The following is a 14,425-nucleotide window of genomic DNA, read 5'->3' on the forward strand; positions in this document are numbered from 1 at the left end:
GGTTGTCCGCAGTATATTTCGTCAACGGGCTATGCAGGGATCAGCTGATAGCGGGTGACAGAGTGCAGTTTTTCACCAGGCTGTAACCAGCAATCCGGTTGCGGCCATTCAGGGTGATTAGGCGAGTCCGGCAGGAACCCAGTCTCCAGGGCGATCCCCTGATAATTCCGCCAGGTTCCCTGACGTGCCGGAGTACCGTCTAAAAAATTCCCTGAGTAGAATTGTAAGGCCGGGGCTGAGGTCGCGACCGACAGACTCAGCTTATTATCCGCGGACCACAGTCGTGCCGCCTCTGTTAAGTGATTTCCCTGATGACTGAGCAGATAGCCGTGGTCATATCCCCCGACGGTCTGCTGATCGGTATCCTTCAGAAAATCATCGGCGATCGTTTTTGGCTGACGAAAATCAAACCCGGTGCCCTCAACCGGGTGTAACCCGCGTTCAGGAATACCTTCACGGGTAACCGGTAAATAGTGATCTGCCTCTATTTTTAACCGATGTTGACGGGCATCACCTTGACATGCATCAAGGTTAAAATAGGCATGATTCGTCAACGCGACCGGACAGGGCTGATCCGTTTCAGCCTGATAGGTAATGATCAGTGCATTGTCATCCGTCAGTTGATAGTGCACCTCTGTCGTCAGATTACCGGGAAACCCCTGATCCCCGTCCGGGGAGTGCAGTCGATAACGCACCTCTGTCGGGGACTGACTGACTATCAGCCAGCGGCGGTGGCTGAACCCTTCCGGTCCGCCATGCAACTGGTGAGGAGGCTGGTTCGGGGTCAGGGAATGCTGAGTCCGGGTCAGAAAAGACTGAGCAATCCGGTTCGCATAACGGCCCACACAGGCCCCCAGATAAGCCGACTGCTGCAGATAATCTGCAGGGGTCGCGCATCCGAGAAGGGCTTCACGTACACTGCCATCGCTCAGAGGCACTCTGGCGGACAGCCAGGTGGCCCCCAGATCCATAAAGGTGACATCCATCCCATTGGCATTCCGTAATACCGTCACCCGTAACGGCATGCCGTCGGGGCCTGACGCGTCGTGTGTTAACATTCGCCGGCTCCTTCTGAGGCATGACAGACATAAAACGTTTCTTTAATGCCGGTTCTGGCTTCGTACTGTCCGGCAACGGCGTTACGGACCTCTTCCACCTTATGCTTAGGGATCAGCGCAACCACACAGCCACCAAATCCCCCCCCGGTCATCCGTACACCTCCTTCGTCACCGATCACCGATTTCACGATTTCGACCAGCGTGTCTATCTGCGGTACCGTGATTTCAAAATCATCCCGCATTGAGGCATGAGAATCGGCCATCAGACGTCCCATAGTGACTAAATCGCCCTTGCTGAGTGCTTCGGCAGCATCCAGGGTACGTTGATTCTCGGTCAGAATATGGCGGACCCGCCGCGCCACGACCGGATCGATATCTGCGCTGACGGCGCTGAACCGGGCAAGCGTCACATCGCGCAGAGCCGGCTGGTTAAACAACCGGGCACCGGTATTACATTGCTCTCTGCGGGTGTTATATTCACTGCCCACCAGAGTGCGTTTGAAATTAGAGTTAATAATGACCACGGCCGCGTTTTCCGGCATCGGTACGGCGCGCGTCCCGAGAGTACGGCAATCCAGCAGCAGGGCATGATGCCGTTTGCCCAGCGCGGAAATCATCTGATCCATAATGCCGCAGTTACATCCGACAAACTGGTTCTCGGCTTCCTGACTGATCAGTGCGATCTCCGACGGCGTGAGTGGCAGTCCCCATAATTGCTGTATGGCCGTCCCCGTTGCTACCTCCAGCGAGGCGGATGAACTGAGCCCGGCCCCCTGTGGCACATTCCCGCTGATGACCATGTCCATGCCGCCGAATCCGTCCTGCCGCTGACGCAAATGGCGGAATACCCCCCGGATATAGTTGGCCCAGAGAGGTTCCTGCACCGGCACTATCGGATCATCGAGAGAAAACTCGTCCATCGCATTGTCGTAATCGGCAGCGATGACCCGCACCCGGTTATCCTGACGCCGGGCACAACTGATCACCGTCTGGTAATCGATAGCGCAGGGGAGCACGAAGCCATCGTTATAGTCCGTATGTTCACCAATCAGATTAACGCGACCGGGTGCCTGAAACTTGCGGTCAGGCGAATACCCAAACGCCTCTCTGAAAAGAGTGACTGTGGTTTCCTGTAGTTGCATATCAGTTTGCCTCCCTGTAATGAATATCGCTCACTGCCCGTAGTTGTCCGGCAGCCTGTTCCGGGGTTAAGTCCCGTTGTGACTCGGCCAGCATTTCATAACCGACCATAAATTTACGCACGGTGGCCGAGCGCAATAGCGGCGGATAGAAATGGGCATGTAATTGCCAGTGACGGTCAGAGTCACCGGTAAACGGTGCGCCGTGCCAGCCCATGGAATAGGGGAATGAGCACCGGAAGAGGTTATCATAGCGGCTGGTCAGTTTTTTCAGGGCAATCGCCAGATCACTGCTTTGTGCCGCAGATAATTCGTTCAGACGTAAGACCGCGGTTTTCGGCAGCAGTAAGGTCTCGAAAGGCCAGGCGGCCCACCAGGGAACTACCGCCAGCCAGTGCTCTGTTTCCACCACAGTCCGTTGTCCGTCAGCCAGTTCACGTCTGACATAGTCCAGTAACAGCGGGGAACCCTGTTTTTCAAAATACTCGCGCTGCATACGATCTTCCTGCAACACTTCATTGGGCAGGAAACTGTTAGCCCAGACCTGACCGTGCGGATGGGGGTTTGAGCATCCCATCGCGGCGCCTTTGTTTTCGAACACCTGAACCCAGGGCCATGACTGTCCCAGTTCGCGGGTCTGTTCCTGCCAGGTACGGATAACTTCCGCAATCGCGTCAGTGGATAACTCCGGCAGCGTTTTACTGTGATCCGGCGAAAAGCAGATCACCCGGCTGGTGCCGCGGGCACTTTCACAGCGCAGCAGAGGATCCCCGTTTTCCGGGGCCTGCGGGGTATCGGGCATCAGGGCGGCAAAATCATTGGTAAACACCCAGCTACCGGTATAGTCAGGATTTTTTTCTCCGCCGATACGCGGGTTACCTGCACACAAAAAACAGTCCGGATCGTGGGCGGGGAGTTTTTCTTCTGAGGGCGTTTCCTGTGCCCCCTGCCAGGGACGCTTAGCACGATGCGGGGAAACCAGTATCCATTTACCGGTCAGCGGGTTAAAGCGGCGGTGCGGATGATCGACCGGATTAAATTCAGACATAATATATTCCTGAGAATGGCCTGGCGACAGGGTCAGAAAAGCCTGCCTCTGATAAAGAGTATAGGCTGGATTGGCGATCAGTGTGGATAAATGTAAGCGTTTACACAAGAAGGATTACTCTGTTTTTAGCGATTTTTGCCGGTGCCGGTGAGTGGGGGATAACAGGGACGAGAAAACGACGGGAAGGGGGTTCCCGCCGTCGCCGGGTCAGGAAGCCAATGTCTCCTGCAGATAAGTGTAGCGTTGTCCGTCAGCCACAAAGCTCAGACGGTGGGTAATACAGTCCGGGGCATCTTCGGCATGGTGGGAGACAAACAGTAATTGCGTACGCCCCTCACCGATCAGGATATTGATGAACCGCCGAACCAGTTGCCGGTTAATCGCATCCAGTCCCTGTAAGGGCTCATCCAGAATCAACAATCGCGGATGTTTGACCAGCGCCCTGACAATCAGCACTAAACGTTGCTGTCCCCAGGACAAACTGTGGAAGGGTGCATCCCCCAGAGCATTATTCATGCCCAGTAACGCCAGCCATCCGGTGGTGAGTTGCTGCTGCCGGTCAGATACCGCTTCATATAAGCCGATAGAGTCAAAGAAACCGGACAGAATGACGGTTCTCACCGACGCACTGACCCGGTATTCCAGGTGCAGGCTGCTGCTGACATACCCGATATGCTGTTTAATATCCCAGATAGTTTCACCGCTGCCACGGCGGATACCAAATAATGTCAGATCATTGCTGTAGCCCTGCGGATGGTCACCGGTGATCAGGCTAAGCAGGGTTGACTTACCTGCCCCATTCGGCCCGATAATCTGCCAGTGCTCTCCCGGACTGACCTGCCAGCTAAGACCATCAATCACCGGTTTATCTTCCCACGAGACCCGGCCATTACGCAGAATAACCGGGGGGATCACGTCCTGATCACTGTGCAGCGTGGCGGGGTTATCCGGCGGGGGCAAGGCCACGGAGCTCAGATTCTCACTGTGCGCAAGCTGGGCGACCAGCGCCTCTGCCAGCACCTGCTGACGGGGGCCGGTATAGCTCAGGGTACATTCTGCCAGAACACCGACATGATCAATAAATTCCGGAATGTCTTCGAAACGATTCAGCACCAGAACTAACGTCGTCCCCTGCATATACAGACTGTTCAGTAACCGGGTCAGATTCTGCCGGGAAAGCACATCCAGGCCATCGAAGGGTTCATCGAGCACCAGCAGATCCGGCCCGGCCATCAGAGCCTGGCAGAGGAGGGTTTTACGGGTTTCCCCGGTGGACAGAAATTTAAAGGGGCGATCCAGCAGAGATCGGATGCCCAGCAGGTCGCTCAGTTGCAGGCAACGGGCCTCATCCTGCACACTGTCCATGATAATATCGCGGGTTAACCGCCCCTGATCGTTTTCCCCTTCACTGAACAGATCGGTATTACTGCGTTGCCACTCATCGGCCACCAGTCGCGAAAGCTGTTCCAGTGACAACCGGGTCACCCGCTGGAAGTCGCCGGTCAGTTCACCCCTTTCCGGCGGCAATTCCCCGGCAATGGCTTTGGCCAGTGATGATTTCCCGCTGCCATTAGTGCCGACAAACGCCCAGCTCTCACCGGCGCGGATATTCAGTTGTTCAATCTCAAGCGTCCGGTGTTTACCTAAACGGAATGAGCCTTGCGAAATATGCAATGATGCCATGTTGTATACCATTTTACGCACTGTTTTACACAGTTGTATCCGGCAGACTGGCGGATGTCAAACGTTCAGGTTACGCGATTATCGTCACCGCGAAGGTTAATTCAGGCTGGCCAGCAAGGCATTGGCGGCATCAAAACTGGCCCAGGCGGACTGGCCGGCGGTAAAACCAGTGTCTCCGGGCGGCAGGGTGGCGCAGAGCGCCTCGCCATTTGCCAGTTGCATCAGAATTTCGGACCCGGCGGGGCCGGGGGTGATAGCGGAAATCGTGACCGGAAACTGATTTTCCTGCGTCGTCGGGCGGTGATGGACGTTCAGCCAGCGCGCCTTAATCAGTACCAGCACCTCTTTATCCGGTGTCAGTTGTAACCGTTCACCACTCCCGTGGGTAATCGTCACCTGCACACGGGTCTGTTGATCACCCAGTAATACCGTGATCGTTTCCAGCACACCGTCTGTATGCCGATCGGCCACGGTACCAAATAACTGATTACGGGCACTGGTTTGTAGCGAAAAGCGGGAGATGGCACCCAGCAGACTGTTCAGAGGCAGGCCGTCTTCCTGAAGCACATCAAACGCTTTCTGCTGTATCTGTTCCAGTAACTGATATAACTGCAGCATCCGTCGGCCATAGACGGTGAGGTGGGCACCGCCACCGCCTTTCCCCCCGGCAACCCGTTCGACAATGGTCTGTTCCGCCAGGGTATTCATGGCATCAATCGCATCCCAGGCGGTCTTGTAGCTGATGTCTGCCAGCCTGGCCCCCCGGGTGATGGAGCCGGTCTGTTCGATGGCCAGCAGCAGCCTGATGCGCCGGGGGTCGGCAAACAGTTTGTTACTGAGATGGATGACCAGAGAGATATCTGCCTGCATGATAATTCCTTTCCGGGGTTCACCTGACGCGTATCATCGGCGGAACAGGCGAGCGGCCGGGGAGTAATGAAATATAAAAGCACAAAAAGCAATGGGCATTCGTCGGGGCAGTCGATAAACTACCTCTTTTGTAAACAGACTGAGGTTCATATGCTGGAACTGCTGCAAAGCCTGTTGATGGCCATTATTATGGTGCCGGTTGTAACGGCCCTGATTCTGGGATTAATTTATGCACTGGGTGAGTTGTTTAACCTGATTTCAGGTTCCCGTCGTAATGATGACCAGGCGTCTCATTCGACGACCCACTGATTGACACGATGCGACCTGTCCGCAGGGGGCAGGCCGCCTCTGTAAACCGCGCGGCCTTATAACACCTTCTGATAGATTGCCCTGGCAATCGACGGATGATCGTTATCACCAATCACCCAATCGGCTCTGGCTTTAATTGCATCATCCGCATTCCCCATCGCCACCCCGAGACCGGCACTTTCCAGCATACTCAGGTCATTATAGTTATCACCGAACGCAATCACATCCTGCATGGAAAACCCCCGACGGGTCAGCCACTGCTGCAGACGTTTTCCTTTACTGTTCCCCTGCTGAGCGATATCGACCTGGTCCACCCAGGACCATTCACAAGTCACGCCGGCTTCGTCGGTGATGTGCTGCACAAATGCCTCCAGTTGCGGTTTATCCTGATGAGAAAGGGCAAATTTCCACAGCCGCTCAGCCTGACGTGCCGCCTCACTCAGTGAAGGCACCTGACGGAACACCGGCCGTTGTGCTTCCGGCAGGGTTTCGCCCCATGCCCGTGTACGAATGACGTGCGGGGTAGGTTGCTGGTAAAGCATGGCATCATCCGCATACAGCAGGCCCGTAATATTGTATGCCTCCAGGCTGTGGATGATCAGCTCTGCCTGATCGGCAGTCATAGGATCATTGTCTGACACCCGCTGCTGCGGATAATCATACAGATAGGTACCGTTGCAACAGACCGCCGGAGTGGTTAACTGCAGTGCCTGATAAAACGGATGAATTGCACTGTGATGACGGCCGGTGGCAAGAATAATTTCGACGCCGGACTGCTGTGCTTTGTGAAGCGCTTCCAGGGTTTCCGGCAGGATAGTTTTTGCGGAATTCAGTAACGTCCCGTCCAGATCGAGGGCAATGACGCGATAGCTCATAAAATCTGTACCTGCAGATGATGTGTTTCACAGAGTTTAACCCGGTCACGAAGGGGCTACCAAAAAAGAGGGCATCAATAAATCATTTTTTGCGCTGGCATATTGCGATAGAGTGGGGTAAACCCGAAAAAGACATATTCCAGGTAAGGAGAATACATGCAACAAGTTATTTATACCGCCAGCCCCGAAAGTCAGCAAATTCATGTCTGGCAACTCTCTGAGGCAGGAGCATTGACTTTATTGCAGGTGATTGATGTCAACGGGCAGGTACAGCCTATGGTCGTTCATCCGGATAAGCCGGTGCTTTATGTGGGTGTGCGTCCCGAATTTCGCGTTATCGCTTATCATATTGGCGCGGAAGGGCGTCTGACCGAAGCCGGTCAGGCGGCACTTCCGGGCAGCCCGACCCATCTTTCCACCGACCACCAGGGTAACGCTCTGTTCACCGCGTTTTATCATGACGGGTTAATCAGTGTCACTCCGCTCGATGGTCAGGGATTACCGCAGGACGTGAGTCAGGTGATCAGCGGGCTGGAGGGGTGTCACTCCACGAATATCAGCAACGATGATGCTCTGCTGTTTGCTCCGGCCCTGAAGCAGGATCGCGTCTGTGCTTTCCGCTGGAACAGTGAACATCAGCTGACCGAGCCTGCCAGCGCAGAGATCCCTACAGTCGCCGGTGCCGGCCCACGTCATATGGCGTTTCATCCGGCCGGGCGCTATGCCTATCTGGTGAATGAACTCGATAGCACGGTCAGCGTCCTAAAACTGACCCCGCAGGGCGCAGAAACCGTGCAGACTCTGGATATGATGCCTGATGATTTCGATGAGACGCGCTGGGCGGCGGATATCCATCTGACCCCGGATGGCCGCTTTCTTTATGCCTGTGACCGTACCAGCAGTACCATCACCGTATTCTCTGTCAGCGCAGACGGTGCAGTCCTGACCATTGAAGGACACCAGCCGACAGAAACACAGCCCCGTGGCTTTAATATTGACGGTGAAGGCAGGTTTGTGATTGCTGCCGGGCAAAAATCGCATCATATCGAAGTCTATGCCATTTCACAGCAGAATGGCCTGCTCACGCCTCTTAACCGCTATGCGGTTGGCCAGGGCCCGATGTGGGTGACGCTCTATTCGCCGGCGGTGGCTTAGTCTCTGACTCCGGCCAGCGATGACGGCCGGGGAGGTTAGCGCAGGCACCGCCAGCACAGGCTGGCTGTTCCTGCCATTCCCGGCTGACATTCCGAAGGGCTTCTTACGGTGAAGCCCGTTATACTCCCGCCAGAGCATCCTCTGTCCTGTCTTACCTTCAAAGAATAAACGGTCCGTCGCTTACCCTCAGCCGTTATCCCGGCAACCCGGTGACCGTATTTACGGTTTGGCAGCAGATCTCCGTGGTCTGCTGAGGGGCTCTGACAGATAACGCGGGGCCGGACCACCGGTGACTGGCGAACCGGGGGCCTGCCGTGCCCGCTAATTTTGTGCATGGCCCGCCCTGTGTTGGTTTTGCCGGCATCCCGTCGTGGGTGAATACCGCTACCGGCGGTTGATGCGGGGACGGCATCGGTCATCCCGCAGGGCGGAAATATCGCCCCGCGGGGGGATGAGTCAGGCGCTGTCAGTCACTGAATAACTCAGGATGTTCGACGGCCTTACGGATAGCGGCGGTCAGCTGAGCCAGTTCCTGCGGCTGAATAATATAAGGGGGCATCAGATAAATCAGCCGACCGAACGGACGGATCCAGACCCCCTGATCCACAAAGAATTGCTGAATTTCGGCCATTTTTACCGGCTGATGACACTCCACCACCCCGATGGCACCCAATACCCGAACATCTGCGACCTGAGGATGACTTTTCAGTGGCATCAGATCAGCACAGAGCTGGCGTTCAATCGCCGCCACCTGTGACGACCAGTGGCCTTCTTCGAGCAGTTCAATACTGGCACAGGCGACAGCACAGGCCAGCGGGTTCCCCATAAAGGTCGGCCCGTGCATAAAGCACCCGGCAGGGCTGAGGCTGATTTTTTCCGCCACCTGCTCACGGGTCAGGACCGCAGAGAGTGTCATTGTGCCTCCGGTCAGTCCTTTCCCCAGACATAGAATATCCGGGGTAATTCCCGCATGCTCGCAGGCAAATAACCGGCCGGTCCGTCCAAACCCGGTGGCAATTTCATCGGCGATCAGTAATACCCCGTAATGATCACACAATTCACGCATCCGCCGCAGATAGCCGGGATGATAAAACCGCATGCCCCCGGCCCCCTGCACAACAGGCTCCAGGATCACGGCGGCCAGAGAAGAATGGTGAACCTTAAGTAACTGTTCAGCCTCATCCATTTCCCCGTCCTGCCAGCAGCCATCGAAACGGCTTCGGGGAGCCGGAGCAAACAGATGTTCGGGCAGATAGCCCTTCCATAAGGCATGCATCGAATTTTCCGGATCACACACCGACATCGCGGCAAAGGTATCCCCATGGTAGCCATGACGAATGGTCATAAATTTTTTACGCGGCAGGCGATCACCGCTGTAAAACTGGACGGCCATTTTCATCGCGACTTCCACGGCTACCGAGCCGGAATCGGCCAGAAAAACCTTATCCAGTCCGTCGGGAGTGATACGAACGAGTTTCCGGCTCAGTTCTATGGCGGGCAGATGGGTGATACCGCCGAACATCACGTGAGACATCCGGTGTATCTGATCTGTCATGGCCTTGTTCAGGCGCGGGTGATTATATCCATGGATCGCCGCCCACCAGGAGGACATTCCTTCTGTCAGCGTACGGCCATCGGCCAGTGTCAGGGTCGATCCCTGCGCTGAGACCACCGGGTAACAGGGCAGGGGATCGATCATGGAGGTGTAGGGATGCCAGATGTGTTGACGATCAAATTGAAGATCTTCGGCTGTTAACATAGACTTGTAAACCAAAACTAAAAGATTTAATTTACAAGTATACGCATAATCATCGTGGTTGTTAACTATCCGGAGCATGTCATGTCACAACGCTGGACCTTATCCCGCGCGAACGCCCTGTTTGAAAAACCCTTCCTTGAACTGATGTTTGAGGCACAACAGGTCCATCGGCAACATTTCGATCCCGGCAGCGTGCAGGTCAGCACGTTACTGTCGATCAAAACCGGTGCCTGCCCTGAAGACTGTAAATACTGCCCGCAAAGTGCCCGTTATAAGACCGGACTCGAATCCGAAAGACTGATGGAAGTGGAGGAAGTTCTGGCATCGGCCCGCAAGGCCCGCCAGGCCGGATCCGGCCGGTTCTGCATGGGGGCGGCCTGGAAGAACCCAAATGATCGGGATATGCCCTATCTGGAGCAGATGGTCGCCGGGGTAAAAGCGATGGGCATGGAAACCTGTATGACGCTGGGGACTCTGACCCCGGCACAGGCGGAGCGGTTAGCCGGGGCCGGACTGGATTTTTATAATCACAATCTGGACACCTCTCCGGAGTTTTACGGCAGTATCGTCACTACCCGTAGCTATCAGGAGCGCCTGGATACCCTGGGGACTGTCAGAGAGGCCGGGATCAAGGTCTGCTCCGGCGGGATCGTCGGGCTGGGCGAAACGGTGAATGATCGTGCCGGGCTGCTGGTTCAGCTGGCGAACCTGCCGGTCCCGCCGGAAAGTGTCCCGATCAATATGCTGGTGAAAGTGAAAGGCACACCGCTGGCCGATAACGACGATGTCTGTCCGTTTGATTTTATCCGCACTATCGCGGTCGCGCGCATCATGATGCCATCCTCCTATGTCCGACTGTCGGCAGGCAGGGAGCAGATGAATGAACAGACACAGGCCATGTGTTTTATGGCCGGTGCAAACTCCATCTTTTACGGCTGTAAATTACTCACTACCCCGAACCCTGAAGAAGATCATGATATGAAATTGTTCCGTAAACTGGGGCTCAGAGCGGAGCAGAGTGCGACCGGCCAGGGGGATGTGGCCCGGGAAGAGGCACTCCGGCAGGCAGTGCTGGCCGCCGATACTCCGATGTTTTATAACGCGGCGGCGCAATGAGCTGGCAGCAACGCCTGAGTCAGGAACTTCAGCAACAGCAGGAGGCCGGGCTCTGGCGGACACGCCTCCCGGTCACACCGCTGTCCGGAGGACGGATCCGTGCCGGCGGGAAAGAATTTCTCCATTTCTCATCCAATGATTATCTCGGGCTGAGTCATCACCCGGAAATCCTCTCGGCCTGGCAGCAGGGGCTTAGCCAGTGGGGCGCCGGGGCCGGCGCTTCCGGACATGTCACCGGCCATACTCCGGCTCATCAGCGGCTGGAAGACACCCTGGCCGGATGGCTGGGCTTCCCGCGGGCGATACTGTTTCAGTCGGGATTTGCCGCGAATCAGGCCCTGATTTTTTCACTGGCACAAGGGCAGGATCGGCTGCTGGCCGACAAACTGATGCATGCCTCGTTGATTGAGGCCGCGCATCTGAGTCCGGCAACCCTGCGTCGTTTTCGTCATAATTCGCTGAGCAGCCTGACGCAATTACTTCGTACGCCCTGCGACGGAGAAACACTGATCGTTACCGAGGGGGTGTTCAGTATGGACGGTGACCAGGCCCCGCTGGCCGGACTCCGGCAACAGGCCGACCGCTCGGGGAGCTGGCTGGTAGTGGACGATGCTCATGGATTAGGGGTTTGTGGTCATCAGGGGCGCGGGAGTTGCTCACAGCAACAGATCCGCCCGGATATCCTGGTGGTAACTTTTGGTAAGGCAGTGGGCATCAGCGGGGCCGCTATCCTTTGCGGGGCAGAAATGGCGGACTACCTGCAGCAAAAAGCGAGACATCTGATTTACAGTACGGCAATGCCTCCCGCACAGGCGGTCGCCATCGAAACGGCACTGAGTCTGTTGGCCAGCGGTGACGGGCTGCGGCAGAAACTGCAGCAGAATATTGCCAGTTTTCGTCAGCTGGCGGCAGAGCTACCCTGGCCGCTGGCGCCGTCAGAGAGCGCCATTCAGCCGCTGATCATCGGCGATAATCAGGCGGCTCAGCAGCTGGCGATGGCTCTGCGCCAGAGCGGGATCTGGGTGAATGCGATACGGCCTCCGACCGTTCCGCCAGGCAGTGCCAGACTACGGATAACCCTTTCCGCCGCCCATCAGCCGGAACAGATCAGACAATTAGCGGAGCAACTGTATGCAGCGGCCCGCTGACACGCGTGACCCTCAGGCCCTGAGCAGGGATAAAACCGCCATCGGCCGGGCTTTCGGCCGGGCGGCAGCCACTTACGATAGCTACGCAATACTGCAGCGTCTGTGCGGGGATCGGCTACTGGAAATCGCACCGCTTTGCCCGCCAGGCAGGGTACTGGATGCCGGATGTGGCAGTGGCTGGTACAGCCGTTATTTTCGCCGCCAGGGGCATTTTGTCACTGCACTGGATATTTCATCGCAGATGCTGGCCTTTGCAAAAAAACGGCAGGCCGCTGACGGCTATGTGCAGGCCGATCTGGATGCCTTACCTTTCAGGCAAGGCAGTTTTGATCTGGTGTGGAGTAATTTAGCCTTGCAGTGGAGCAGCGATTTGCAGCAGTGCCTCGGCCGGTTAGTGTCTGCATTAGTCCCCGGCGGATGTTTACGCTTTTCCACGCTGCTGGCGGGCTCGTTACCGGAGGTCGATCTCGCCTGGCAGGCGCTGGATGGCAGCACACATATTAACCGTTTCCTGACCAGAGAGGCCGTTGAGCAGGCGACGGCCGGCTACGGAATTTCGCTGTCCGCTGAAACGGTCACATTACATTTCCCGGATGCGAAATCCGCACTCTGGTCACTGAAAGGGGTGGGGGCCAGCCATCTCCATCAACGGAGCAACGGCAAGGCGTTAACACGGCAGCGTCTTGCACTGCTGGATGCGGCCTGGCCGAAAGATGGTCAGGGCTACCGGTTAAGTTATCAATTACTGTATGGAGTCAAAGGATGAAAAATTGCTGGTTTATTACCGGAACCGACACCGATGCCGGTAAAACGGTGGCAACCTGTGGATTATTACAGGCAGCCACTCAGCGGGGCTGGCGGGCGGCGGGCTATAAACCGGTAGCCTCCGGGTCGGAGATGACCGCGGAAGGTTTACGTAACCGGGACGGGCTGCTGCTGCAACGTTACAGCCTGCCGGGGCTGCGCTATGCTGAGATTAACCCACTGATTTTCGGCGAAGCAACGTCACCGCATATTGTCAGCCAGGCAGAGAACCGGCCGATAACCGCACAGGCTATGTCGGCAGGCTTACAGCATCTGAAAAAGAGCGCGGACTGGATTGCCGTGGAAGGGGCGGGTGGCTGGTTTACCCCGCTGGGGGAAGACTTTCTTTATCCCGACTGGGTGGCTCGTGAGCAGCTGCCGGTGATTCTGGTGGTGGGGATGAAGCTTGGCTGTATTAATCATGCGCTACTGACCGCCCGGGCGATAGAGGCTTCAGGACTGGTCATGGCGGGCTGGATAGCCAGCAATGTACAGCCGCCGCAATACCGGCATCAGCCGTACCTGCAAACTCTGATACATTCTCTTCCGGCCCCTTTGCTGGGAGAAATACCCCACTTTACTGACGACCAGGCGATTTCATCCTGTGGTCAGTATCTGGATCTGCCGGAAAGTGTCAGGTCAGCCACTTATTGATCATGCCTTCATCCAGCTGGGCAACCCGGCCGGTGGCAACATTCCGCCCGCGATGCAGTAATAAAAAGTAGTCCGCAACGCGGCGGATAAAGGAGATCCTTTGCTCAAGCAGCAGGATGGTCATACCGTACTGATGATTCAGGCAACGCAACAGGTTGCCCATATCTTCTTCCAGCCAGGGCGACATACCTTCCGTCGGTTCATCGAGGATCAGCAGCTTAGGTTGTAATACCAGGGCCCGGGCCAGGGCCAGTTGCTGCTGCTGGTCCAGAGAAAGATCCCCCCCGCGCTGGTGACGCAGGTCATAGAGATGCGGGAAAAGGTCAAAAATCATCGGTGGGATCGCCAGCGGTCCGTTACTGCGGGCCGCTTTCAGGGCAATCATCAGATTATCTTCCACGCTCATCTGGGAAAAAATATGGCGGGCCTGAGGGACATACCCGATGCCCATTCCGGCACGTTGTTCTGAAGGTTGCAGATTCAGATCCCGGGGCGGGGCATTTTTTTCCTGCCAGGTCATGGTGCCACTGTTGACCGGCAAATAACCCATAATGCAGTTAACGAGGGTGGTTTTACCCATCCCGTGCTGACCGAGCACAGCAGTGCATGAGCCTGGCATCAGATCCAAATCTACATCCCAGAGCGTATGGTTTTGGCCGTAAAATTGATTGATTGCACGTAAACTCAGCATCTGTTGAACTCCTCTCGTAATAAACAAGGCCTGGCGAATAGACATGGGCTAACCGGTAGTCCATGCCATCCTTCCCTCCGGCGACAGCTTCACTCTAACCAAGCAATAACCGGGCC

At 56.2% G+C, this 14,425-nt stretch carries 14 protein-coding genes; 6 read left to right on the top strand and 8 right to left on the bottom strand.

Annotated elements, in window-relative coordinates:
• Positions 1-29: 29 nt before the first annotated feature.
• From galM to ABD035_RS12830, 5 genes are all read right to left on the bottom strand, one after another.
• Complete coding sequence (gene galM / locus ABD035_RS12810; protein ID WP_343870643.1) at positions 30-1,058, bottom strand: galactose-1-epimerase; 1,029 nt, start codon at positions 1,056-1,058, stop codon at positions 30-32.
• Positions 1,052-2,200: a galactokinase gene (gene galK / locus ABD035_RS12815; RefSeq protein WP_343870644.1), complete on the bottom strand. Its 1,149-nt coding sequence runs from the start codon at positions 2,198-2,200 to the stop codon at positions 1,052-1,054. Before galK ends, galM begins: the two co-directional genes overlap by 7 nt.
• A 1-nt stretch (position 2,201) precedes the next feature.
• Positions 2,202-3,245, bottom strand: a complete 1,044-nt coding sequence (gene galT, locus ABD035_RS12820) for a galactose-1-phosphate uridylyltransferase (RefSeq protein WP_343870645.1) — start codon at positions 3,243-3,245, stop codon at positions 2,202-2,204.
• 207 nt (positions 3,246-3,452) lie between these two features.
• Positions 3,453-4,928: a molybdate ABC transporter ATP-binding protein ModF gene (gene modF, locus ABD035_RS12825; protein ID WP_343870646.1), complete on the bottom strand. Its 1,476-nt coding sequence runs from the start codon at positions 4,926-4,928 to the stop codon at positions 3,453-3,455.
• Between the two features lie 96 nt (positions 4,929-5,024).
• Entirely contained in the window at positions 5,025-5,798 is a 774-nt protein-coding gene (locus tag ABD035_RS12830; RefSeq protein WP_343870647.1) for a TOBE domain-containing protein, read from the bottom strand.
• A 150-nt stretch (positions 5,799-5,948) separates the two neighbouring features.
• Between ABD035_RS12830 and ABD035_RS12835 the strand changes: the two genes are divergently transcribed.
• Positions 5,949-6,107, top strand: coding sequence for an AcrZ family multidrug efflux pump-associated protein (locus ABD035_RS12835; protein WP_212713922.1), 159 nt, complete (start codon positions 5,949-5,951; stop codon positions 6,105-6,107).
• Between the two features lie 56 nt (positions 6,108-6,163).
• On the opposite strand, the gene ABD035_RS12840 is transcribed toward ABD035_RS12835, so the two are convergent.
• Complete coding sequence (locus tag ABD035_RS12840; protein WP_343870649.1) at positions 6,164-6,982, bottom strand: pyridoxal phosphatase; 819 nt, start codon at positions 6,980-6,982, stop codon at positions 6,164-6,166.
• A gap of 156 nt (positions 6,983-7,138) precedes the next feature.
• Here ABD035_RS12840 and pgl point away from each other — a divergent pair, with 156 nt between their 5' ends.
• Positions 7,139-8,137, top strand: a complete 999-nt coding sequence (gene pgl, locus ABD035_RS12845) for a 6-phosphogluconolactonase (RefSeq protein ID WP_212713920.1) — start codon at positions 7,139-7,141, stop codon at positions 8,135-8,137.
• A gap of 466 nt (positions 8,138-8,603) precedes the next feature.
• On the opposite strand, the gene bioA is transcribed toward pgl, so the two are convergent.
• Positions 8,604-9,896, bottom strand: coding sequence for an adenosylmethionine--8-amino-7-oxononanoate transaminase (gene bioA, locus ABD035_RS12850; protein WP_343870650.1), 1,293 nt, complete (start codon positions 9,894-9,896; stop codon positions 8,604-8,606).
• 81 nt (positions 9,897-9,977) lie between these two features.
• Here bioA and bioB point away from each other — a divergent pair, with 81 nt between their 5' ends.
• The 4 genes from bioB to bioD are packed head-to-tail and all read left to right on the top strand — an operon-like array spanning position 9,978 to position 13,618.
• Positions 9,978-11,012 carry a biotin synthase BioB gene (gene bioB, locus ABD035_RS12855; protein ID WP_343870651.1) on the top strand — a complete coding sequence of 345 codons (1,035 nt, stop codon included), beginning with the start codon at positions 9,978-9,980 and terminating at the stop codon, positions 11,010-11,012.
• Positions 11,009-12,160 carry an 8-amino-7-oxononanoate synthase gene (bioF, locus tag ABD035_RS12860; RefSeq protein WP_343870652.1) on the top strand — a complete coding sequence of 384 codons (1,152 nt, stop codon included), beginning with the start codon at positions 11,009-11,011 and terminating at the stop codon, positions 12,158-12,160. The genes bioB and bioF overlap by 4 nt, the downstream gene beginning before the upstream one ends.
• Complete coding sequence (gene bioC / locus ABD035_RS12865) at positions 12,144-12,926, top strand: malonyl-ACP O-methyltransferase BioC (RefSeq protein WP_343870653.1); 783 nt, start codon at positions 12,144-12,146, stop codon at positions 12,924-12,926. The genes bioF and bioC overlap by 17 nt, the downstream gene beginning before the upstream one ends.
• Positions 12,923-13,618 carry a dethiobiotin synthase gene (gene bioD / locus ABD035_RS12870; protein ID WP_212713915.1) on the top strand — a complete coding sequence of 232 codons (696 nt, stop codon included), beginning with the start codon at positions 12,923-12,925 and terminating at the stop codon, positions 13,616-13,618. Before bioC ends, bioD begins: the two co-directional genes overlap by 4 nt.
• Here the strand turns inward: bioD and ABD035_RS12875 are convergent.
• Positions 13,599-14,309, bottom strand: a complete 711-nt coding sequence (locus tag ABD035_RS12875; protein ID WP_212713914.1) for an ATP-binding cassette domain-containing protein — start codon at positions 14,307-14,309, stop codon at positions 13,599-13,601. The two genes, bioD and ABD035_RS12875, sit on opposite strands and share 20 nt — an antisense overlap.
• Positions 14,310-14,425 lie beyond the last annotated feature (116 nt).

The sequence above is a fragment of the Tatumella terrea genome, from assembly GCF_039523755.1.
Classification (GTDB): Bacteria; Pseudomonadota; Gammaproteobacteria; order Enterobacterales; family Enterobacteriaceae; genus Tatumella; species Tatumella terrea.